Consider the following 20612-nt stretch of genomic DNA (forward strand, 5'->3'; position numbering starts at 1 on the left):
TTATTATTTTTATGTTTTTTATTATATTTGATTCATTAAGCGTAAAAGAATTTGCAGTATGAGTAAAATTTTTTTGTTATTTAAAGTAGTTTTCTTTTTTTTGAAAATAATTTGTGTTTTTTCTTATCCAGAAATAAAAAATTTTTCAAGAAAAGATCCTGTTTTTTCTGATCTTAAAAGTAAAGTTTTTAAATATAATAAAAAAGAACATATTCCTTTGTTTTTTTACTTATATAAAGTTAAAAAAGGAGATACTTTTTTTAAAATTGCTAATAAAATAAATGGATGGCAGTCTGGCATTGCTACTGTTAATTTATTGGATTCTCCTTTTGTGAGTGTTGGGCAAGAGATTCTTATTCCTAGTAAAAAAGGAGTTTTTGTTTTTGATAGCAAAGATTATAGGTTTAATAATTTGCTTTTAGCAACAAGAGATCTTACTAAAGCCGAAAAAGTAAAAATCAAAAGAAACGACAGAGTTTATGAGTTTTATTTTTTTGATTTTGCCAAGAATCCAGATTTTGGACTTTTTTCAGGTACAGAGTTACTTTTTTTTTTGAATTCCAATTTTATTTTTCCTTTAAAAAAATTTATTGTTAGTTCTGATTTTGGATTTAGAAATGATCCTTTCACTGGTAATAAAAGTTTTCATACGGGAATAGATCTTGCAGCTCCAATGAATACGGAAGTGTATTCCTCTTCTTCTGGAATAGTTATTGAAGTTGGATACAATGATCTTTATGGTAATTTTGTTGTAGTTGGTCACAAAAATAATATCAAATCTCTTTATGGACATTTAAATTCATATTCTGTAAAGACAGGAGATTTAATTAAATCAGGTGAATTTATTGGAAGGGTGGGGCAAACGGGACGTTCAACAGGGCCTCATTTGCACTTTGAAATATTAAAAAAAAATATTCCTATTAATCCTTTAAGGGTTTTAAAGTAATTTTAAAAGTAAGGCTAAGTTACAGTTAGCTAAATACAATATTATTAAATTGTATTGATTATTAATAAATAATGATGTATAATTATTTGTCTAATAAAAATATTTTTACACTTTTGTGCTCAAGTTTTTAAAGAAAGTGTTTCATTTTAATATAATTATTGATATTAAAAAATTTTTTGGTTTCAAAACTATACATTTAACTTAAGGCAATATTATTTTTTTGTATTGATTATAATTTAATAATTTGAAATAAATCTTATTGATCAATGTGATATTCGATTATTTTATTATGTAAAGTTTTTCTTCCTATTTTTAATATTTCGGCGCATTTGCTTTTATTGTTTTTGGAATGAAAAAGTGTTTGTTTTATTATTTCTTTTTCAGCCTCTTTTAGACTTATTCCTATTGGTAGTGTTATTTTAAATGTAAGATTTTCATTATTCTTGATTTTTGCCGGTAAATCTTCTTTAGTGATTTGCTTACCTTTTGATAATATTAATGCGCTTTCAAGTACATTTTTTAATTCTCTAATATTTCCTGGCCAATCGTAATAATAGAGAGCTTTCATTGCATCATTAGAAAGAGTTTTTTCTTCTCTATTGTTTTCTTTTGCGACATCTTTTATTAGAATGTTTGTTAAATAGGATATGTCATCTTTCCTTTCTCTTAAAGGCGGTATGTTTATATTAATGATATTTAATCTATAAAATAAATCTTCTCTAAATTTTTCCTTTTTAATTTCTTCCTCAATATTTTTGTTTGTTGCAGCCAAAAGTCTAATGTCCACTTTAATTGTGGTTTCTCCCCCAACACGTTCAAAGGTTTTGTTTTGAAGTACTCTTAAAAGTTTAACTTGAATTTCAGGTGAAATTTCTGCTATCTCGTCAAGAAAAATTGTACCTTTGTTTGCAAGTTCAAATCTACCTTTTTTTTGGGAAATTGCACCAGTGAATGCTCCTTTTTCATGGCCGAAAAGTTCGCTTTCAAGTATGCTTTCAGAAAGTGCAGCGCAATTTACTTTTATAAATGGTTTGTCATTCCTATTTGAAAGATCAAAAATAGCATCTGCTATTATTTCCTTACCAACACCGCTTTCTCCTGTTATAAGAACAGATGCATTTGAGTTTGCTATTTTTATTACAAGTTCAAAAATTTTTTGCATTAGTAGCGATTTTCCCATGATTTTTTCATAGTATTTTAAATCTTTTTTTATCAGTATATTTTCTAAATTGCCATTTTCATCTTCGTTATTTTCTTTTTTATTTAATGATCTTTTTATTATTAGCAAAAGTCTTTCAAGGTCTAAGGGTTTTGTTAAAAAATCGTAAGCACCTTCTCTCATAGCATCTACAGCAGAATCAACTGTTCCATGGGCCGTTAAAATAATAAAAGGTATTTCTAAGTTTTTTTCTTTAACTATTTTGAGCAATTTTTCTCCAGATATCTGAGGCATTCTCAGGTCAGATATTATTACATCAAGATTTTCATTTTCAATTGTTTCAAGAGCTTCTTCTCCGTCGCTAGCAGTGAAAACAAAATATCCCTCATCTTCAAGATAAGTGGCAATTCCTTCTCTAATATTCTTTTCATCATCAGCTACAAGTATTTTGCTCATTTTCAATACCCTTCAATTAAAATATTTTTTTTATTTAGTTTAGGAAGTGTAATTGTAAAAATAGTATCTTTATTCTCTTTGCTTTCCATAAAAATTTCACCCCCAAGCTCTTTTATTATTTTATAAGAGATGGTAAGACCTATTCCACTTCCTTTTTCTTTTGTGCTAAATTGAGGTTTAAATATTTCTTCTTTTACTTCATCTTTTATCCCGTTTCCATTATCTTTTATGTTGATATGTATTTTATTGTCTTTTTCAAAAAGGCAAATTTCTATTTTTTTGATTTCTTTTTTTGTTTCAAGTAGTGCTTCTTCTGCGTTTTTGACGATGTTTATAATAACTTGTTTTAATAGTTTCTCATCAATGAGGATATCGCTTGTTTTGTTTAAATTAAGCAATAATTTTATGTTTTTGTTTTCTAATTCAGGATTTAACAATTCGCATACACTGTTTATTACTTGTTTAATGTCTTTTTCTTGTAAATTAATTTTTATTGGTCTGACAGTTAATAAAAATTCTGTTACTATTTTATCTACTCTGTTTATTTCTTCTTTTATGACTTTAAAATAATTTTCAGCTTTACCGTTTTTTATTTTTTGTTTTTTAATTTCCTTTTTCAGAAGTTGTAAATTTATATCGATTGCTCCAAGCGGGTTTTTGATTTCATGAGCAATATTTCTTGCATGCCTTGTAAAAGAGGCTAAAGCCTCAACTCTTCTAAACAGTTCTTCTTGTTTCTTTTTTTCTTTAATGTCTTCTATTAAAATAATGTTGCCTTCAAGTTTTTTCTCTTTAACATAAGGCATAAATGAAATTTTAATATATATGTTGTTTGAGATTGGAACTTCTAATCCGATTATTCTATCTTCTGTTCTAACTAGTTCTTTTATTAAATTTATTAAGATTGGAATTTGAATGTCATCAAGAATTTCTATTTTTGATTTAGATGTTAAAGCTAAAATTTGGTATAAAATCTTGTTTGAATAGATTATGTTGTTTTGTTTGTCAAGCACAATTATGCCTTCATTAATTGATGCAAATATTCCGTCATATATTTCTATTTTTTTGTAAATTTGTTCAATAAATTTAGTTTTTTGCTCATTAGACAATTTGTTTAGTTTTGTTAAAGCTTTTTTAAAAAAATTATTCATATCTCCTCGTAATTTAGCATCAAATTTTCTATTATTAATTTTTTATTTTGATTATAAGGGCGATATTTGTAAATATTTTTCAAATGTTCTGTATATTTGAGATATTGATTAATATTCATCTTGTTTTCTAAAAAATCTTTTCTAATGTTAATTGTAAGTTCGTTTAAAAATATTTTAAAGCTTTGATCATCTTTTATAAAATCAACTTTTTCAAGATTAAATATGGATTTTTTTTCTTTTATTATATTTAAAATTTTTGCCAATTCTTTTTTTATTTTTTTACTTTCTTCTTTGTAAAATGAGGCAAAATATTCCTCAATTGTTATATTTTTGTCTATTAGAAAGCTTTCTTTGAATCTTTGAATTCCTAAGTTTTTATCTGGTTTTGTGAAATTGTAGATTCTAAGTCTTGAAAGTATTGTTTTTGGTATTTTGTTTTTATTTCTTGCTGCTAAGATAAAGTAAATGTTTGAAGGAGGCTCTTCTAGTATTTTTAAAAGTGAGTTATGTACATTAAATGATAAATTTTCGATTTCGTTTATGTAGATTACCTTTGGTTTTTCTTTTTCAGAAAAAATCCACGTTTGAATTTTTTTTACATCAGAAACAGTGATACTATGATTTAGTTCTTTGTTTATGTTTTCTATATTTTTTATAATCTCATTTATTATGTTTATATTATATTCTTTTTTATAATAAACAGAATTAATGTAGTTAATATTTTTCTCTATTTTTTTCAAATTTTTTTCATTACTGAAATAGCATTTGGTAAAAATTACAGTTTTAATGTATTCTAAGTATTTGTTTACTATCGTATATGAATTTGTAGAAAGATGTGCTTTTGCTTCTGTTGTATCGAGATTTGAGAAAATTAGCAAATTGGGGTTTGTTAAGTTTTTTCCGTTTAATATTTTTTTTGCAAGCTCAATTGCGCTGGTCTTTTTTGATGAAAACTTTTCTCCCAGTAAAAGAATAGCATTTGGCAATATTTTTTGATCATATGCATTTATTATGTCTTTGGCAATCTTTGGAAGTATTGTCATTGTTGGTTCCTTATTTTGTTTTTGGAATTTTAAAGAGATAGTTTATTCCGGGGTTTAAATAATCAAGGAGTTTGCTTTCTTTTAGAAAATATTCAGGCTTAAATATTTGTTGTGAGTGTATTATGTAAACTACAATTGCAATTATTCCAAAAGCTTCAAGTAAACCAAGCACTAAACCCAGCATTCTATTGAAGAATAATAATTTAAGTTGGCTTATTATTGATTCTAGTAAGGATTGTAGTATTAAAAATCCTATGTGTATGAGCAGGAAAAATACAAGTAATGCTTGAATGTAGGATAGTTCAATAATAGGTTCAACCAGTTTTCTAAACTCTTCAGTTTTTTTGTAAAGCAGGATTATTAAAGCAAAAACTTCAGCAAATCCGCCAATTTCTTTAATGAATCCTCTTAAAAATCCTCTAAATCCTAAAGATGTAAAAATTATTATTATTAATATGTCTACTATTCCGGTTATTTTTACAGGATCGTTTACTATCATTTGGATTTTGTCTCCTTAATATCTTTTATTAGCAATTTGGCTATTAAAGTTGAAGAATGCTTATTATTGAATTTTTTGATATTTGCTTTGAGAGAATTGATTTTTTCTCTATCTTTCAAAGTTTCTTTTATAATTTTTAAAATATTTGTATTTAAAATTTCATCTTCATCTATATAAATGCAAGCATTTTGATTTTTTAGTAATTTTGCATTTTTAATTTGATCCCCCCTAGAGCCCTTTTTGAATGGAATCAAAATTACACATGCGCAAGCATTCGCAAATTCCTTTATTGCCCCGGCCCCAGCTCTGCTTATAATTATATTGGAGAATTGAACTATGCTTGCCATTTCTTCTGCGTTAAAAAATTGTTTTCTTAAATAATTGTTTTCTCTTTGGTCATTTAAGTTTTTTCCTGATTGATGGATGAAGTAAATTTCAACATCCTTTTTAATACAGAGTGCAAGGTTATTTAAAGCATTAGCTCCAAGAGAGCCCCCAAGTATGCTAACAATTGGTTTATTAGTACTTTGAGTTAATTGTTTGATGATTTTGGGATTTGGAGTTAGAAATTCTTTTCTTATAGGAGATCCCGTGTAAATAATGTTTTTGTGGTTTTTAAAGTATTTTTCACTTTCTTTGAAGCTTATGTGTATTTTGTTTGCGAATTTAGAGTTAATTTTTGTTGCAAGTCCAGGATCTAGATCCATTTCATGAGTTATTCTTTTTATTTTTAGCAAGCTAGATGCAATAATTGTAGGAGTTGAGACAAATCCCCCAGTTGCATAGATAATCTGAGGTTTATATTTTTTTAAAACGTAAAAGCTTTTTATTATTCCAAGTATTACTTTAAAAAAGTCAGTAAAGTTTTGAAAAGAAAAATAGCGTCTAAGCTTTCCGCACGGAACTGAAATAAATTTAATATTATTTTGTTCTTTTATTAATTTTTCTTCTATAGAATTTTTTTTACCTATCCAAAAAAATTCAATTTCTGTGTCAAATTCTTTTAATTTTTGTATTATGGATATTCCTGGAAATACGTGGCCTCCAGTTCCCCCTCCGGTAAAAAATATTATTTTTTTATTTGTCATATACTTGTTTACTCATAAAAATAATAAAGCATTTTCTTTGTAATAGATTTTTTACATTTTTTAATAATATAATGCACTGCAAATATCGCCTTTGTACTAAAAAATCGATTCAATCTTTAAAATTGAATTTAATGAAATTTAAATTCAAAATGTATTTTTTAAAAAATTTTCAATCTGAACCCCTTCTTTTTTCAAAGCATTTTCTTTAATTGAATCTTTTATTATTAAGTGAATAGCTTTTGTTGTTTTTTCTAAAGCCTGTTCTATTTCGAACTTTTCCAGGTATCCTATAAGCAAGCTAGTAAATAAATCTCCTGTTCCGCTGAAATTTTGTTCTAGTTTTTCTAAAAAAAACTCTGAGTATTCGTTGTTTTTAGTATTGTAGCAAATGTTTCCCAAAAGATCTCCTTTTTTGACGCTTGTAACAACCGCCACTCCTTTTGTATCAAGATTTAATATTGCCTTTATGATATCATCTTTGTTATTAAGTTGTGAGCTTCCGCTTAGCATTTCAAGCTCTGTGATATTGGGTGTTATTATGTTTGCATACTTTATTATCTTTCTAAATCCATTAATTATTTTATTGTCAAATATAGAATAAATTGTTCCATTGTCAGCAAATACAGGATCAATTACAATTTTTTCAAATTTTATCAATTTAATCATTTTTTCTATTATTATTTGTTGCTTTTCGCTTCCCAGAAATCCCGTATAGAGTATGTCAAAATGTTCATTTTGCTCTTTCCATATCTTGATAAATTTTTCCAAATGATCAGTTAAATCCACTATTTCAAATTTTTTATAAGCTGTGGAAGCAGAAAGGACAGCTGTTACAAAAGGACACACTTGCATATTAAACGAAGATATTACTGGTATGCATACTGTAAGAGATGTTCTTCCCATGCTTGAAATATCATGCATTGCTAAAATTCTTTTCACTATTTTTTCCCCTTATACTGGTTTTTATAATTTTCTATTCTTGAATTTGCATCAATTTCAATTGGACTTTCTCCATATTTTAAATACATATTATATCCAAGCCCCGCAATCATTGCTCCATTATCCGTGCAAAGATCAATAGGGGGGTAGTAAACTTGTATTTTAAGCTTATTTATTTTTTCTCTTAAGTATAAATTGCTTGCAACACCACCTGCTATTACCAATTTGTTAATTTGAGTATCTTTTATTGCTCTTTTTAGTGGAATTATTAGATTTTCAAAGGCAGCTTTTTGAAAGCTTGCAGCGATATTATTTTTTGTTATCGGATTATCTTTGCTTTTGAATTTTTCGAGTTGGTGTATGCAAGCTGTTTTTAGTCCAGAGTATGAAAAATCATACCAGTTTTCTTTTTTTCTAAAGGTGGTAACTGGAAATTTAAATGTGTTTTCATCTCCATTTTTAGATATTTGTTCGATGTTTGGACCTCCCGGAAATCCCATATCATAATGTTTTGCTACTTTGTCAAAGGCTTCTCCGCAAGAATCATCTAGAGTTCTTCCAAGTATTTCAACATCATCGAAATTTTTTTGTTTAGCAATCAATGTATGTCCGCCGCTTAATAATAATGATATAAATGGATATTCTATTTTTGAGTGCATTAAAGGGGCATAAAGATGACCCAAGATGTGGTCAATACAAACAATAGGTTTTTTTAATGAAATTGCTAAACCTTTGGCAAAGTTTAATCCAACTATTAAAGATCCAATAAGTCCAGGTCTAGATGTTACAGCTATTAAGTCAATTTCAGATATTTTAGTATTTGCTTTTTTGAGTGCCTTTATGCAAACAGACATAATAGCTTCTGTATGAAGCCTTGAGGCAATTTCAGGTACTACACCGTAATATTTTTTATGTTCTTTTTGATTTAATTTTATATTGCTTAAAATGTGAATGCCGTTTTCTACTACAGCTACGCAACAGTCGTCACAAGAAGTCTCTATTCCAAGTACTTTCATCTGATTGTTTCCTCGTAAAGATTTAATAAGTTGTCAAATTCGAATTCCTGGTTTAAATTAGGCTCTTCTTTTTTGAGGACTTTTAGTGTGTTTCTAGACCAAATATGCCCGATTACTTTTACTATTCCATGTTTTCTGGCAATATTTTTTGCTTTTTCAAGCTCTTTGAGTACGGACTCTTCTGTGTCTTTGCTATCAAGAAATATGTCCCTTTTTTCTACTCTAACTCCAATTTCTTTGCCTATTGTTTCTGGTACGCTTCCTGCAATAGTTACGCTGTCGAAAAAATATCTGTCAATCTCTTTAAGCTTTGTCAAAATGATTTTCATCAAGTCTTTATTTGAGGTGATTAAGCTACCCATGTGGTTATTCATTATTTTTGTATCAGGATACATTTTAAATGTTTTTTCGATTTTTTTGTGTATTTCTTCCTTTTTATCTTTTATGTTTATATGGAATTTTTCTATTGAATTTCTATGTTTTGATTGCATTGGGAAATGTATTATTACGGTTTTGTTATTATTTTTTAGTTTTTTGTATAGACTCATTGATTTTGGTAAAAATGGAATAATAGCATAATTTATTTCAAGATTAAGTTTTATAAATTGTTCTAACATAAATTCATCATAACCCACATCGTCGATTATTAAGTAAAACTTAGGTTTGATTTCGGCTTTTTTATTTTCTTTGTTATTTTCTGCTATTAAGTTGTCTTTTTGTATTTTTTGAGACCTGTCTTTAAGTGGTGCATTTGCAACTTTTAAATTGTTGTTAAAATAGAAAAAACTTGCAAATGCTTGAGTTGTTGCAATAACAATAGAAATTATAGTAAAAATTACAATAATAAACTTGTTTTTTTTAATATAAAATATAAACATTCATGACCACTGACTTAAAAGTAGATCAGAACATGCCATGAATGTCAATGTTAAATTATCTCTTCTTTTAGTTTTTTAAGAACTCTTTTTTCGATTTGTCTTACAGTTTCTGATGATATTCCAAGTTCCATTGAAATATCTTTTAAGGTGCTTTTTTTGGGGCTATTGTCTAGGTTGTATCTTTTTTTGATTATGTATCTTTCTTTTTCATTTAATTTTGTTTCAAGTACATAATTCAAATGTTTTATAGTTGAGTCTTGCTCAAGAGTAATTTCAGGGTTAAAAGAATTATCCTCGTATAGGTTTAAGAGCGTTGAATTTTCAGATCCTTCTATTTCTTTATCCAGAGAATATTCTTTTTCAAGATAAGGAATAATTTTTATATACTGGGCAGGAGATAGATTGAATCTTTTCATTATTTCTTCTTTTTTTGGTGATTTTTCTTCTTCTGTTAGATATTTATTTATTTGTAGTATTAGATTTTCTTTTCTGTATGGGACTTTTACCAATCTGGTTTTAGTATTTAATGCTCTTTGTAGCGATTGTTTGATCCAAAATGATGCATAAGTTGAAAATTTGGTGTTTTTATTTGGATCATATTTTTCAGCAGCTCTTATTAATCCCAGGTTGCCTTCTTGAATTAAGTCTTCAATTTTTAACCCTTTGCCAGCATATCTTTTTATTATTTTTAAAACAAGCCGCAAATTTGCGTTTATCATTTTGTTTTTTGCTTGTGCGTTGCCCCTTTGTATTTGTCCTGCAAGTTTAATCTCTTCTTCATGGGTAATTAGTTTGTGTTCTCTTACCGATTTTAAATATATGTTTAAATCCTCGTTGCTAAATATATTCATAATAGTATATTTTTCTCCCCTTTTTTGAATATTGTGATTAAGTTTTTATTAATTACTTAATTTTCATGCAAAAATTGTGCCAATTTAGTTTAAAAATAGCTTTAAATTAAATTGGATATATTTTTGAAGTAGCTGGGGGGAAGGAGGGAGGAGTGTTTTTTAAATTATTTATTTTTTTCCAATTGATTGTAAATTAAATCGGCAATTCCAAAGCTTTGAGATTGAGCCATTTGCTTTGCTCTTTGTTCGTAAAGCATGTCTTCAAAAATTTCTTCTACTTGGCCTCCGCTTAGCAAATTTTGATTTTTGTTAAGAGTTTTTTTCATGCTTTCAAGCATTTGCTTGATAAATATAGCTTCAAATTCTAAAGAAGCTTTTCGTAGTTCTTCGTTTTTTTGAAAGGATTTTTTTATTTCTAAAGTATTTTTAAAATTATTTATTTGATTTTTAAATTTTAGATTTTGTAAATTAATTTTAGTTTCCATTAACTTCCTCCAAGATAAGTTCTCCATTTAATTTATTAATTTTTTGTGCAGCTTGAATTATTTGAATTAATTCTTTATTGCTAAGATTGTTGGAATTTTTCAATATGAATTCGTTCAATTTCATCGAGCTTACTTGAATTGTTGTTTTATTGTTACTATTTAAAATATTTTGATTGTCTTTTTCAATAGAAAATGTAAACGTTCCTATTGTTGCATTTTCACTTGCTAGGATAATGCCATTTTTTTTGTCTATTAGTATTTTAGGATTAGTTTCTATTTGAATATTCTCAATTTCTTCTAATAGACCCATATTTTTTGCTTCTATTTCTATTGTACTATCTGATTTAATTTTGTTGTTGATTTTTTTAGAGGTCAATATTTTATGAATTTTATTTATTAATGTATAATTTCCTTTTTTAAGAATTATATTATAGCTGTAGTTAATATTTTGATTTTCATTTATTATTACACTATCTAGAGTGTATTCAGATTCTTTTAATTTGTTATTGGTCTTTATAATTCCTGATGCAATTGCTATTATTTCTCCCTCTTTATTTTTAAGATTTGTTTTTAAAAGTATTCCATTTGTTAAATCTTTTGAGTCCAATATTGATGCGATGTAAGCTTTATGTTTTGAGCCCTTGATTATATTGCCGTTTATTTGGAGGCTAACATTTACTAGTGCAATATTTTTGCTTTCTATGTTATTAGGGCTTATTTCGTCTATTATTGTATTGTTTTTTTCTAAAATTTTATTTATAAGGTCTTTTTGTTTTGGAGAGTCTCCTTTTCCGGCAAGACCTACTACTATTCCAGTACCTGTTAAAAAGTTTGTGCTTGTGGGACAAATATTTGCAATTTCTTTTAATTTTATGCTTTCAGACAGGTTGTTGTTAAATGATTGTTTTGATGTTGGTCCTGTAGAAGCTTTGTTTGTTTGGGCTAATAGACTTGTTGCAAATGCAATTAACATTAACATTAGTTTGATCATTCTTTACTCTGTTTATTTTATTTCTTTAATACCTATTATTTTATATCAATTATTGTAATTAATGAAACTTTTTTCGGTAGAATTACTAATTAATCCTTGATCTATTAAATATCATCTGTATTAAGGCTGATTAAAATTAATAATTTTTAGATTGAGGAAGATGAACCAAAACATTATTCTTTTTGTACTTTATTTAATCTTATTTCTTCATTTTTGATTGTGTTTCGTATAACTTTATATTTACTGTTGTTTAATTCATTTAGACTTAAAACGTCATTTATCCTGGTTGTGTTAATTTTGTATTTAAAATAGATGTTGTGTTCATTAAGGATTTCATTTTTTTTTAGATTGTCTTTTGCAAATACAATGGGTTCGATTATATCAATATACATATTAATATAATTGTGTCTTTTGTAGCTTTCAAAGTTTTTTGCATAATAAACCAGAGTTTTTTGAATTGGAATATTCTTGTATGAGCTGTTGTTTTTTACTTTAAATTTTATTTTTTTGAAAAATTTGTCGTCTATATTTATTTCAGATTCATCAAAGTTGAATTGAAGTATGTAGATATTTTCATTTGATAAATTTTTTGTGATGTAATAAATCATTTCAAAAATTATTGATTTTTTAGTTAAATTCGGAGGAACATATATTTTTGATAAGCTTTGATTGTTGCATATTTTTGAATACTCTTTTGAAAAGAAATATGCTTTACTAGGAGTAATGTTGAAGCACAAATCATGAGTAGCATTTATAATTGAGCTTGTTGTGAAAAATAAAATAAAAATAAATAATTTTTTTTTTATTTTATTGCCTTTTTAAATTATTTGCGATTCCCAACATATTGTCAGAAGTCTGAATAGCCTTTGAGTTTATTTCATAAGCTCTTTGAGCTACGATCATTGTTACCATTTCTTCGGCAATAGATACATTCGACATTTCAAGAATACCTTGTCTAAGTCTTCCCATGCCTTCACTTCCTGGTATTCCCGCTATTTCTTGTCCTGATCCAGCTGTTTCTTTGAATAAATTGCTTCCAATGGCGTTTAGTCCTGCGGGATTAACAAATCTTGATATTTCAATTTGTCCAAGTTCTATTGGTTCGTTGTTGTTATCAATTTTTACCGACACTATTCCTTGTTCAGATATTGTAATTGAGTTTTGGATATATTCTTCTGGGAAAAATATATTAGGCAATACCTTGTATCCTTGGCTTGTTACAAGTTCTCGATTGGCATCGATTTTAAATGATCCATCCCTAGTATATGCATAAGTTCCATCAGGCAGAAGAATTTTATAAAATCCGTCTCCTTCGATAGCAACATCAGTGAGCAAATTGGTGGATTGCATTTTCCCTTGTTCAAATATTCTCTGAGTAGCAGCAATTTTTGTTCCGTGGCCAACTTGATTTCCAAGTGGTCTTAGAGTATTTTCGGTTGCGGGAGTTCCTGCTCTGTTTTGGGTTTGATAAACCAAGTCCTCAAATTCTGCTCTTATTTTTTTAAATCCTGTAGTATTCACATTTGAAAGATTATTGGCAATTGTGTCTACATTGTATTGTTGTGCAGTCATTCCACTTGCTGCTGTCCATAATGCTCTCATCATAAAATATACTCCTTAATATTTTCCAATTTCATTTATTAATTTTCCTAAGAGACTATCTTCAGTTTGTATTGTTTTTTGATTAGCTTCGTAAGCTCTGTTGATTTCAATCATTAAAACCATTTCTTTAACGGCATTAACATTGGAAGCCTCGAGCGCTTCTGTTTCTATTTTAGGCCTTAGCGATATATCAATTTCTTGTGCTTTGCCAGATGCTTTTGTATCAATCCATAAAGAATTTCCTTGTTTTTTGAGAAATCTGAGATTTTCAAAATTTACAATTCTGATGGTATCAAGCAGTTCATAATTTTCCCAAGAATTTTCATACTCACTGACAAGTCTTTTAGGGTTTGATTCAAAGCTTGAATTGTGGAAAATTTGTCCTTGGGGTGTTATTTTAAAATTATTTTTTTTCAGATATATATATCCTTTTTCTCCAAGAACAGGAAATCCGCTTTTTGTAACAAGGATTCCTTCTTTCCCAATAGTAAAAGAACCATTTCTTGTATATCTTTCTCCATCTGAAGTTTGTATTACAAAAAATCCTTGATCAGTGAGCGCTAAATCTAATGGATTGCCAGTAGTTTTTAATGGGCCTTGTTCAAATATTGTATATATTTCATTTTCTTCAACCCCTGTTCCTAGCTTACCTACAATGGGAGCTGTTTCAAGATGTCCTTTAGGAAATTTATAAAGTCCATCATCATTTAGTCTTCTTATTAACATTTCTGGAAATGCTTTTTGAATGGATAAATCTTTTTTGTATCCAATAAGATCTATGTTTGCTAAATTATTTGAAACTACGTCAAGCTTGCGCCTTTCTGCCATCATTCCGCTGGCGGCTGTATAAATTCCTCTTACCACGGTTAAATCCTTCAAGACAATTAACTTTACTAATACTAGCATTATTTGTCTTATATAACAATTAATTGACCTATTGTTTTTTATTTAATTTTATATTTCTTTATTTAGGTTTTTGTCTTAATAATTGAAATTACAAAATAAGTTGTATAATGATGTTTGTGGCTAATTTTTAAATTATTTATCTTAAATGAGTAATTTAAAAAAAAGAACTACAATTTAGAATTATTAGTTTTAAGGAGAATTAATGAATAGAGTTTTTTCAAAGTTTTTTCTTTTTTTTTGTTTTGCAATATTTTTATCTGCAAATTCAGAGAATTCAAATGAGAGTGAAATTATTAATAAAACTGAAAACCTTAATGCTGAAGATGAAGTTTTAGGGTATTGGGTTGGTTATAACGATGTGAGCAATATAAAAAATTCTATTATTTATATTTATAAATATAATGGAGAAGTTTACGGTCGAATTTTAATTGTAATAAAAGATGGTAAAAAGTATGATGCTGATAATCCTTCAGGAGACACTGTGGTTGGGTTTGAAAATCTTGCAATAGAGGGTCTTGATTTTATGTGGGGCCTTAAGTATTCTTCTGCTTCTAAAAAGTGGGATAGGGGTAAAATAATAGATCCTAAAAACGGTAAAATTTATAATTCTGAGATGAGAGTTGATAGTAAAACCGGAAATCTTATTACCAAGGGAAAAGTTTGGATTTTTGGCAGAAGTAAAATTTGGACAAGAGCTAAAGTTGACGAAATACCAAAAGTAGGCTTACATAATCTTGTTCCAGCGCCTCCTGTAAAAAAATAAATTTGGCGTTTGGTCTTACTATTTTGAAAAAATACATAAACATTGTGTGGGGGTGAGTAAGTTATGAAAAATAAAATAGAGTATTATGATCAATTTATTACAAAAGTGCCTGATTTTCCTAAAAAGGGTGTTCTTTTTTATGATATTACTAGTGTTTTATTAAAACCCGAAGTTTATACCTCATTAATAAATGAGGTATATTCTTTTTATAGTTTAAAGAAGATTGATTGCATTGCGGTTGTTGAGTCTAGGGGATATTTGATAGGCGCTCCTTTGTCTTTGAAAATGCAACTTCCCCTTGTTTTAATTCGAAAAGAAGGTAAATTGCCCAGAGAGGTTTTTAGCGAAGAATATGAGCTTGAATATGGATTTGGGAGAATAGAGGTACACAAAGACGATATTAAGATGTATTCCAATATTCTTTTAATAGATGATATATTAGCTACCGGCGGAACTTTAAAATCGTCTGCAATTTTACTGGAGAGAGCTGGAGGTAGGGTTAAAGATATTTTTTGTTTTATTGAGCTTTGTAGTATTAATGGTAGGCACATTCTTGAAGGCTATGAGGTCAATTCTCTTGTAAGGTACAATTAATTTAATGCTTGACTTTTCTTTTTTATTAAATTTACAATATTTAGTTGAGGTAATGTAATGTATGCACTGGTAGAAATAAATGGTAAGCAATATAAGGCCATTGAGGGCGAATTTTTAAAAATAGATAAAATTTCTCCTGTTGAAAAAGAGAAGTTGGAATTTAATAGTGTTTTGCTTATTAATAAAGATGGAGAGATTAAAATAGGAAAGCCCTATGTTATGAATTCTCTTGTTAGATGTACCTATAAAGAAGATAAAAAAGATAAAAAGGTTATTTCTTACAGATATAGAAGAAGAAAATCAAGTGAGAGAAAAGTTGGGCACAGGCAAACCTATTCTTATATTTTAGTTGATGAAATAGTTTTTTAAGTTCATTGATTAATGTTTTAGTAAAAGTAAAAGACGATGTAATTATTTATCTTTTAGCCGATGGTCATGCTATGAGCAAAAATAATGTTAACGTTATCTGCTCTTCTTTTTCTTTTATTTTGAGAACCTTTTTTAGTGTTCTTGATCTTGAGGGCGAGTCTTTTATTGTAAAAAATTTAAAAAAAGGCCATTTAGAATTTAAGCCTTTTTTTAAGGATTTAAGTAAAAAAAGTCTTTTTTATTATAGTAGATTTTTAATTAGAGGCATAAGTGATTTATGCTTTGAGTATCCTAATGATATTAAATTAGTTTTGGAGGAAAATTAATGGCAACAAGTAAAAGTGGTGGTAGTTCAAAAAATGGACGAGATTCTATATCTAAGCGACTTGGAGTTAAAAGAAGCGGTGGTCAGTTTGTTAAAGCTGGAGAAATAATTGTTAGACAAAGAGGTACAAAATTTCATAAGGGTAAAAACGTTGGCCTTGGAAGAGATTATACAATATTTGCGCTTTCATCTGGCAAGGTAGAGTTTAAAACTTTGAAAGGACGAAAATATGTAAATATTGTTTAGCATGCAACTAACTATTTTGTAGTTTTAATTGAAAAGTTGGAGAAAGTTTGTATAACTTTAAAGACTCTGTTAGCATAACGGTAGTTTCGGGCAATGGCGGTTCTGGATGTGTTTCTTTTTTGCGAGAAAAGTTTAATGCAAAAGGTGGTCCAGATGGTGGAAATGGCGGGAGTGGTGGGAGTGTAATTTTTAAGGTGAGGGAAAATCTTTGCACTCTGTCTTTTTATAAAAATGGTCATGTGCTTTGTGCCGAAAACGGTAAACCTGGAATGGGTTTCAAGAGAAGTGGCGCTAATGGTAAAGATTTAATTCTTTTTGTTCCCCCAAATACAGATATTTATAATGAAAATGATGGAACCCTTTTGTGTAGGCTTAAAAATTTAAATGACGAATTTGTTGTTTTAAAGGGTGGCAGAGGTGGTCTTGGTAATTGGAATTTTAAAACTTCAGTTAGAAGAGCGCCAAAGTTTGCTCAACCTGGAGAATCAGGCAATAGTTTGAATGTGCGGTTGGAGCTTTTTTTGGTGGCGGATATTGGGCTTGTTGGTCTTCCTAATGCTGGCAAATCTTCTCTTCTTAATAGAATAACTTCAGCAAAATCTAGAGTTGCAAATTATCCTTTTACAACAAAGATTCCTCATCTTGGTGTACTTAGATATTCTTGTGATGATTTAATCATTGCAGATATTCCGGGAATAATTAAAGGCGCTAGCTTTGGAGTAGGGCTTGGAACCAAATTTTTAAAACATATTGATAAAACTAAAATTTTAGCTTTAGTAATTGATATTTCTGAAGCAAATTTTTTGGAGTCATATAACATTCTTTTAAATGAATTGAAATCTTATAGCCATGAGCTTTTTAATAAAAAAAAAATTATTATTGCCAATAAGCTTGATTTGGATAGTTCTGAGAAAAATTTTGATTGCTTGATAAAAACCTTAGGAAAAGAAAAGATTATTGGTATCTCTATTTATGAAAATAGAGGGATTGATGAACTTATTAAAGAATTTTTTATTTTGGCTAAAACTTTTTAATAAAATTAATTTTTTATTGCAAGCTTTTTTTAAAGACTTGGTTTTTGAATGCCAAATATTTGATTTAGGTAAAAATAATTCATGAGAATTGCAATATTAGGTGGCACTTATAATCCAGTTCATATTGGGCATATTTTTTTAGCTAAAGAGATAGAGTATTTATTAAATATTGACAAGATAATATTTATTCCTACTTGCAATCCGGCTCATAAATTGATTGGAGAGGACGTTAGTATTAAAAATAGAATAGATATGCTTAAGCTTGCATTAGAGAATGAAAGTAAAATGTTCATAGATGATTGCGACATAATAAATGGTGGCATAACTTATACTGTTGATACTATTTCTTGCGTTAAAAAAAAATATAAAAACGCTAAACTTTTTTTAGTTATTGGAGATGATCTTTTTCAAAATTTTGATTCATGGAAAGATCCCCAAAGTATTGTAAGCTCTGTTGATCTTGTTATTGCTCACAGAATTTATAAAGAGAGACTGAAAAGTTCTTTTAAGCACATTTATGTAGATAATAAAATAATACCAATCTCCTCATCAGAGATTAGAAATAGAATTGCGAATGGATTTCCTGTTAGCTATTTATTACCTTTTGGTGTGTTAAAATACATTAAAGATAATAATTTATATGTTAAAAAGGTAAATGTTTGAGAAAGGATTTAATTTTTTTAGTTTTAATTGTTCTAATAATAGCTAGTGTAGTAATTTTTTTTATTAAAAGTTCGAAAAAAGAGTTAGTTTACTTCGAGCTTAATACAAAAAACAATATTAGTTTTTTGTTTATTGTAGAAGATTCCAACAAAAATCTTGTAAGTATGCAAGAAATTTTTATTAATATAAAAACAGGAAATATTGGGTTTTTAGATATTCCAATTCATACCGGATATGAAGATTTAAAGGGTAACATATCTTGGTTTAAAGATCTTTATAAAAAAAATTCTTTCAATAAGTTTTTATCTAAAATTTATACACAATTATCCCATGAATCAGATTATTATATTCGTTTTCAAAAAGAAAATTTCGTCAAACTCATTGATTACTTGGGAGGGGTTAGACTTCTTGTTAAAAATCCGGTGAAAATTTATAGTTTCGAAGATTCTATTTTAATACCCTCTGGTACTTCCAATTTTGATGGTGATAAGGCGTATGATTATTTGAGATATTTTAATGATGTCAATCAGTTTGAAGAGAGAGTTGAGTTTTATAAAGAGTTTTTTAAGAAATTTCTTTTTCAAATTTCAGATTTTGGTATTGAAAATGACAATTTTTTTAAAATATATTCCATGTTAAATACTAACCTTTCAGAGGTTGTTTTTAAGTACATTGTTAAAAATTATAAAATAAATAATGATAAAATTATTTCTATTAATATTAAAGGACAAGAAGAGATTTTTAAAGATAATGATAATAATTTGATAAAAGTGGTTTTTCCTTATTATGGAGGTGCTATTTTAAAAGAATCGGTAGAGAAATTAAATAAAGAGTTGATTAATGAAGGCTTGCAGGAGATAGTAAAGATTGTTGTTTTAAATGGAACAAAAGTTGTTGGACTTGCAAAAAAAACAGCAAATATTTTTAATTCTTTAAAATTTAAAGTTTTAAAATTTGGCAATGCAGATAAAAATTCTTATAAAAATACCTTGATTATAAATAATTCAGATAATTTAGAAATGGCTGTTAGGGTTGGAGAAGTAATTAAAACTTCAAATATTAAGCCAATTTCTGAAGTTCAAACTAAAAAATTGTTAGAGCTTGATAATCTTGATATTAATCCTGATGTAATAGTTGTTTTAGGAGATGATTTTGATGGAAGATATGTTAAAAGTAAGTGATATTAATGCTTTGTGTAAAACAATAAGTGATTTTAATGGAATTGACGTTATAGGCATTAATGTTGGCAATATTTGCAATTGGACTGATTTTTTTATAATAGCTACTTTTGTATCATTTAAGCAAATGGAGGCCTTGTATATTGATAAAATAGTTAAATTTTTTAAAGAAAAGAAAATTAATCTTAATGTTGAGGGAAAAGGTTTGGTTTATGACTGGACTGTTATTTCAGGTGGAAATTTAGTAATTCATTTAATGAGCGAAAAGTCTAGAGAATACTATGAACTTGAAAAAATATGGTCCAAGGGAATTATTATTTATCCTTAATTACTGTTTAATTAAAAAAACTAAAAATATCATAAAAATATGTTTACAAAAAATAGAAAATATTTTAGATTTAAGGTATGTACTTTTTGCGGGAGGCTTATAAGTGGATATTACAGACATAAGGATTAAGAAAGTTGAAAGTAAAAATTCTGGTTCTAAATTGTTAGCATATGTTGCGGTTACTTTTGACAATTGCTTAGTTCTTCACAATATTAGAGTTATTAAAGGGCAAAAGGGAGTATTTATTGCTATGCCTAACAGAAGAACTAGAGTTGGTGAGTATAAAGACATTGTACATCCTATTAGTCAGGATTTTAGAAAAACTTTACAAACTTCTATTTTTAAGGAATATATAAGAGAAAATCCAGCTGATCTTGAGCTTGAATTAGATTTTTAGGTAGTTATTGACAAAGCGTGTTGTATCTTGTATGCTTGTCAATTGTAAGTATTAAGGTATTTGGGACGTCGACAAGCGGTAAGTCAACTGGTTTTGGTCCAGTCATTCGAGGGTTCGAATCCTTCCGTCCCAGTATTTTACATTAGGAGTTTTTTGGTGGAAAATAGCAGGGTTTTAAGTTGCGAATATAGATCAAGCTTTGGGTCTTCTAATGCTCGCAGAATAAGAGCTAAATGTGAAATACCGGCTGTTGTTTATGGACAGGGCAATGATGTTTCACATTTGAAAATTAAGAGTAGTGAGTTTAATAAGAAGTTTACAAAGTTTACAGACAATACTGTCTTAATATTAAATGACGGCAAGCTTGAGAAATGTGTTTTTGTTAAAGATGTTGCAGAAAATATTGCCAGCAAGCTCATTTATCATATTGATTTTTATGAAGTAGATAGACGTGTTGAGCTTGAAAGATATGTTCCGATTAAGCTTACTGGGGCTTCTGTTGGGGTTAAAGAGGGTGGAATTTTGACTGTTTTAAAAGAGCAAGTTAAGGTTAGGTCTTTACCTTTAGATTTGCCAGAATTCATAGAGCTTGATTTAACTCCTGTTAATAAAGGGGATAGCGTTCTTCTTAAAGATCTTGTATTGCCTTCTAATGTTAGACTTGCAGAAAATGACGAGAATTTGGAAGTTGTTATTATAAAGTGA

At 28.0% G+C, this 20612-nt stretch carries 25 protein-coding genes, 1 tRNA gene and 1 pseudogene; 13 read left to right on the forward strand and 14 right to left on the reverse strand.

The annotated features are described in order from the left end of the window. The first annotated feature begins 58 nt into the window (after nt 1-58). Nucleotides 59-946 carry a LysM peptidoglycan-binding domain-containing M23 family metallopeptidase gene (locus QIA27_RS04370; protein WP_301354169.1) on the forward strand — a complete coding sequence of 296 codons (888 nt, stop codon included), beginning with the start codon at nt 59-61 and terminating at the stop codon, nt 944-946. A gap of 256 nt (nt 947-1202) precedes the next feature. Here the strand turns inward: QIA27_RS04370 and QIA27_RS04375 are convergent, their stop codons facing one another. The 14 genes and pseudogenes from QIA27_RS04375 to flgF form a co-directional block, all read right to left on the reverse strand. Next, entirely contained in the window at nt 1203-2561 is a 1359-nt protein-coding gene (locus tag QIA27_RS04375; RefSeq protein WP_301403664.1) for a sigma-54-dependent transcriptional regulator, read from the reverse strand. A 2-nt stretch (nt 2562-2563) separates the two neighbouring features. Then, nucleotides 2564-3712, reverse strand: coding sequence for a two-component system sensor histidine kinase NtrB (locus tag QIA27_RS04380; RefSeq protein WP_301403665.1), 1149 nt, complete (start codon nt 3710-3712; stop codon nt 2564-2566). After that, the gene (locus tag QIA27_RS04385; RefSeq protein WP_301403666.1) at nt 3709-4755 is read right to left on the reverse strand and encodes a hypothetical protein; all 1047 of its coding nucleotides are present in this window, start codon (nt 4753-4755) and stop codon (nt 3709-3711) included. Before QIA27_RS04385 ends, QIA27_RS04380 begins: the two co-directional genes overlap by 4 nt. 10 nt (nt 4756-4765) lie before the next feature. Beyond that, nucleotides 4766-5254, reverse strand: a complete 489-nt coding sequence (locus tag QIA27_RS04390) for a CvpA family protein (protein ID WP_301354174.1) — start codon at nt 5252-5254, stop codon at nt 4766-4768. Then, the gene (gene murG, locus QIA27_RS04395; RefSeq protein ID WP_301403667.1) at nt 5251-6342 is read right to left on the reverse strand and encodes an undecaprenyldiphospho-muramoylpentapeptide beta-N-acetylglucosaminyltransferase; all 1092 of its coding nucleotides are present in this window, start codon (nt 6340-6342) and stop codon (nt 5251-5253) included. Before murG ends, QIA27_RS04390 begins: the two co-directional genes overlap by 4 nt. Before the next feature lie 144 nt (nt 6343-6486). Beyond that, on the reverse strand, nt 6487-7281 hold the full coding sequence (locus tag QIA27_RS04400) for a PfkB family carbohydrate kinase (protein ID WP_301354177.1): 795 nt from the start codon (nt 7279-7281) through the stop codon (nt 6487-6489). Next, nucleotides 7256-8297 (reverse strand): annotated as a pseudogene (gene tsaD / locus QIA27_RS04405) (tRNA (adenosine(37)-N6)-threonylcarbamoyltransferase complex transferase subunit TsaD). The gene QIA27_RS04400 and the pseudogene tsaD overlap by 26 nt, the downstream one beginning before the upstream one ends. Beyond that, the gene (locus QIA27_RS04410) at nt 8294-9175 is read right to left on the reverse strand and encodes a divergent polysaccharide deacetylase family protein (protein ID WP_301354179.1); all 882 of its coding nucleotides are present in this window, start codon (nt 9173-9175) and stop codon (nt 8294-8296) included. Before QIA27_RS04410 ends, tsaD begins: the two are co-directional and overlap by 4 nt. Before the next feature lie 50 nt (nt 9176-9225). Continuing rightward, nucleotides 9226-10026, reverse strand: a complete 801-nt coding sequence (rpoS, locus tag QIA27_RS04415) for an RNA polymerase sigma factor RpoS (protein ID WP_301354180.1) — start codon at nt 10024-10026, stop codon at nt 9226-9228. A 164-nt stretch (nt 10027-10190) separates the two neighbouring features. Then, nucleotides 10191-10511 carry a rod-binding protein gene (locus QIA27_RS04420; RefSeq protein WP_301354181.1) on the reverse strand — a complete coding sequence of 107 codons (321 nt, stop codon included), beginning with the start codon at nt 10509-10511 and terminating at the stop codon, nt 10191-10193. Next, on the reverse strand, nt 10501-11502 hold the full coding sequence (locus QIA27_RS04425; RefSeq protein ID WP_301386544.1) for a flagellar basal body P-ring protein FlgI: 1002 nt from the start codon (nt 11500-11502) through the stop codon (nt 10501-10503). The genes QIA27_RS04420 and QIA27_RS04425 overlap by 11 nt, the downstream gene beginning before the upstream one ends. A gap of 173 nt (nt 11503-11675) precedes the next feature. Continuing rightward, the gene (locus QIA27_RS04430) at nt 11676-12239 is read right to left on the reverse strand and encodes a hypothetical protein (protein ID WP_417281437.1); all 564 of its coding nucleotides are present in this window, start codon (nt 12237-12239) and stop codon (nt 11676-11678) included. Between the two features lie 70 nt (nt 12240-12309). Beyond that, the gene (gene flgG / locus QIA27_RS04435) at nt 12310-13107 is read right to left on the reverse strand and encodes a flagellar basal-body rod protein FlgG (protein ID WP_301354184.1); all 798 of its coding nucleotides are present in this window, start codon (nt 13105-13107) and stop codon (nt 12310-12312) included. A gap of 12 nt (nt 13108-13119) precedes the next feature. Then, nucleotides 13120-13968, reverse strand: coding sequence for a flagellar basal-body rod protein FlgF (gene flgF / locus QIA27_RS04440; protein ID WP_301354348.1), 849 nt, complete (start codon nt 13966-13968; stop codon nt 13120-13122). A gap of 244 nt (nt 13969-14212) precedes the next feature. Between flgF and QIA27_RS04445 the strand changes: the two genes are divergently transcribed. From QIA27_RS04445 to QIA27_RS04500, 12 genes are all read left to right on the forward strand, one after another. Next, a complete protein-coding gene (locus QIA27_RS04445; protein WP_301354187.1) occupies nt 14213-14773 on the forward strand; it encodes a DUF2147 domain-containing protein in 561 nt (186 codons plus the stop codon). Nucleotides 14774-14836: 63 nt separating this feature from the next. Beyond that, nucleotides 14837-15367 carry an adenine phosphoribosyltransferase gene (locus QIA27_RS04450; protein ID WP_301354189.1) on the forward strand — a complete coding sequence of 177 codons (531 nt, stop codon included), beginning with the start codon at nt 14837-14839 and terminating at the stop codon, nt 15365-15367. Nucleotides 15368-15424: 57 nt separating this feature from the next. Beyond that, entirely contained in the window at nt 15425-15736 is a 312-nt protein-coding gene (gene rplU / locus QIA27_RS04455) for a 50S ribosomal protein L21 (protein ID WP_301354191.1), read from the forward strand. Nucleotides 15737-15741: 5 nt separating this feature from the next. Further along, on the forward strand, nt 15742-16062 hold the full coding sequence (locus tag QIA27_RS04460; protein ID WP_301403668.1) for a ribosomal-processing cysteine protease Prp: 321 nt from the start codon (nt 15742-15744) through the stop codon (nt 16060-16062). Continuing rightward, on the forward strand, nt 16062-16307 hold the full coding sequence (gene rpmA, locus QIA27_RS04465; protein ID WP_002557368.1) for a 50S ribosomal protein L27: 246 nt from the start codon (nt 16062-16064) through the stop codon (nt 16305-16307). The genes QIA27_RS04460 and rpmA overlap by 1 nt, the downstream gene beginning before the upstream one ends. Nucleotides 16308-16354: 47 nt before the next feature. Then, nucleotides 16355-17341 carry a GTPase ObgE gene (obgE, locus tag QIA27_RS04470; protein WP_301354194.1) on the forward strand — a complete coding sequence of 329 codons (987 nt, stop codon included), beginning with the start codon at nt 16355-16357 and terminating at the stop codon, nt 17339-17341. Between the two features lie 81 nt (nt 17342-17422). Next, a complete protein-coding gene (gene nadD, locus QIA27_RS04475) occupies nt 17423-18004 on the forward strand; it encodes a nicotinate (nicotinamide) nucleotide adenylyltransferase (RefSeq protein WP_301354196.1) in 582 nt (193 codons plus the stop codon). Beyond that, a complete protein-coding gene (locus QIA27_RS04480; RefSeq protein WP_301354198.1) occupies nt 18001-19185 on the forward strand; it encodes an LCP family protein in 1185 nt (394 codons plus the stop codon). Before nadD ends, QIA27_RS04480 begins: the two co-directional genes overlap by 4 nt. Next, nucleotides 19160-19510 carry a ribosome silencing factor gene (rsfS, locus tag QIA27_RS04485; RefSeq protein WP_301354199.1) on the forward strand — a complete coding sequence of 117 codons (351 nt, stop codon included), beginning with the start codon at nt 19160-19162 and terminating at the stop codon, nt 19508-19510. The genes QIA27_RS04480 and rsfS overlap by 26 nt, the downstream gene beginning before the upstream one ends. A 103-nt stretch (nt 19511-19613) precedes the next feature. Further along, on the forward strand, nt 19614-19907 hold the full coding sequence (gene spoVG / locus QIA27_RS04490; RefSeq protein ID WP_004791087.1) for a DNA-binding protein SpoVG: 294 nt from the start codon (nt 19614-19616) through the stop codon (nt 19905-19907). A gap of 61 nt (nt 19908-19968) precedes the next feature. Further along, nucleotides 19969-20040: transfer RNA gene (locus QIA27_RS04495), tRNA-Gln, on the forward strand. Nucleotides 20041-20063: 23 nt separating this feature from the next. Then, on the forward strand, nt 20064-20612 hold the full coding sequence (locus QIA27_RS04500) for a 50S ribosomal protein L25/general stress protein Ctc (protein ID WP_301403669.1): 549 nt from the start codon (nt 20064-20066) through the stop codon (nt 20610-20612).

The organism is [Borrelia] tanukii (assembly GCF_030439725.2).
Classification (GTDB): Bacteria; Spirochaetota; Spirochaetia; order Borreliales; family Borreliaceae; genus Borreliella; species Borreliella tanukii.